Consider the following 1,637-nt stretch of genomic DNA (forward strand, 5'->3'; position numbering starts at 1 on the left):
GTCTTAGTGTGAGGTGAGAGTAATGGCAAAAAAAAAGCGCCCCTCCGTCGATGGATTTCGGGAGTTTGTCAAGGAGCATCCTTATTTAGTAAATGAAGTGAGAAACAAGCAAGCAACATGGCAGGAACTTTTTGAAGAATGGTACTTACTCGGAGAAGATCATTCACGCTGGCAGGCTGACGGCAGTGTGAATGAATCTATAGTGAAGTCTGAACCTCAATCACAGCCGGTAGAAAAGGGAGATCAAAGTACGGAGTTGATAGGTTCGTTAATGAGTGCAGTTAAAAATATGGATATGGGTCAGATACAACAATATATTACAAATGCCAATCAGGCAATTGGGGCAATACAGGGAGTGCTATCGGCTTTCCAAGGGAATAAATCAGGAGGTGATTCCAATCCGCCCCCGAAGGATAAAGGGCAGAGAACGAATCCATTCATATTTAACAAAGATTAAGTAGTGAAGAGGGGAGGGCTTTTCATGCGCCAGAATGTATATGAATTTATTCAAACAAATGAAGATATGCGTAATTACTTGAGGGTTCAACCTGCATGGTACAAAAGGTTAATGCGGAATCCTCATGAAGTGGACGTATTCGAAACGGAAGCGAAATACTATTTTGAGAAGTCGATACCACATCGGGTTTCTAAATTTTCAGAAAGCGTTCAGGTTGCTTCCATGATGCTTCATATGTTTCAAGCGATGAATACTCCAGGCGAATGAAGAAAAAAAGAGTAAATTACTCCTTTTGGCGAACAATAAAGGCAAAAGGGGGACGATGATATGAAAAGATTCATTATGGTTCTAACAGTGTTGATGGCAGCGACAGGTTGTGGAAAGAAAATACCGGAACCTGAAAATTTAGGAGCAGCTCTACAACATGTTTCTAACTTAAAAGCTGCCACCACTGTATCAACCGTCCAAAATTTGGATGAGGACTTTCAGGTGAAAACTTTTGTGAAAGGGAACTCTGTATATGTTGAATGCTACCTAAAGGATTATGGTTTTTCTGAAACAAATCCTAAACAATTGGCAACTGTGTCGGTATCTATTGATAATCAAAAGAAAAAAGATATGCGGACAGCGGCTTTTATCTTAAAGGATGTTCCAAATGGCATGCATAAGATTAAGCTGGAGATTTTAAATGGTTCAGGTAAAAAAACAGGATTACAAAAAGAGTTTGAGGTACATATCACTTCCTCTATTTAATCAAACCATTAGCATCTGATAGGAAGAAATGTTAAAATGATGGTGGAGGTGAGCTTGTTTATGCTTGCTACTATGGAAATTATCGACATTTTACAACAGGCTGACGGATTAGCTGAAATAATCCTTCATTCTGAAATAGGAGAAGAATATCTCCTTAGTTTATATAAATTACAGAGCGACAAAGTGGCACAGCAGAAGATTTCAAAGTTTACCTCTTTAAAGGATCTGTTTGAAGATGTTCAAAGGTTCGGTAAATATCATCCGGACTACAAACGTATCAATTTAGAGACTAGAGAAGCTAAACGAGATATGGATATGCATTCTACCGTTGCCCAGTTTAAGAGGGCAGAGACGGAATTGCAATCCGTTCTTGACGAAATCAGCGGTCGAATTGGCCGGGCAGTTTCTGAGCAGGTTAAAACCCTCG

Annotated in this window: 4 protein-coding genes; all 4 read left to right on the forward strand. The window is 39.5% G+C overall.

Going from position 1 to position 1,637, the window contains the following annotated elements; translation table 11 throughout:
* Positions 1 to 22: 22 nt before the first annotated feature.
* Complete coding sequence (locus AC1DUW_RS28030; RefSeq protein ID WP_053345211.1) at positions 23 to 457, forward strand: YlbD family protein; 435 nt, start codon at positions 23 to 25, stop codon at positions 455 to 457.
* Positions 458 to 481: 24 nt separating this feature from the next.
* Positions 482 to 724, forward strand: a complete 243-nt coding sequence (locus tag AC1DUW_RS28035; RefSeq protein WP_053345212.1) for a YlbE-like family protein — start codon at positions 482 to 484, stop codon at positions 722 to 724.
* Between the two features lie 60 nt (positions 725 to 784).
* Positions 785 to 1,210 carry a hypothetical protein gene (locus AC1DUW_RS28040; protein ID WP_477644081.1) on the forward strand — a complete coding sequence of 142 codons (426 nt, stop codon included), beginning with the start codon at positions 785 to 787 and terminating at the stop codon, positions 1,208 to 1,210.
* A gap of 36 nt (positions 1,211 to 1,246) precedes the next feature.
* Positions 1,247 to 1,637 (forward strand): YlbF/YmcA family competence regulator (locus AC1DUW_RS28045; protein WP_477644082.1); only part of this gene is annotated, 391 nt, incomplete at its 3' end.

It is taken from the genome of Peribacillus sp. P4_C12 (genome assembly GCF_056402095.1).

Bases quoted from the DNA above. Each gene is read 5' to 3' on its own strand.
- AC1DUW_RS28040 (WP_477644081.1), top strand. From the start codon at position 785: ATGAAAAGATTCATTATGGTTCTAACAGTGTTGATGGCAGCGACAGGT.
- AC1DUW_RS28030 (WP_053345211.1), top strand. From the start codon at position 23: ATGGCAAAAAAAAAGCGCCCCTCCGTCGATGGATTTCGGGAGTTTGTC.
- AC1DUW_RS28035 (WP_053345212.1), top strand. From the start codon at position 482: ATGCGCCAGAATGTATATGAATTTATTCAAACAAATGAAGATATGCGT.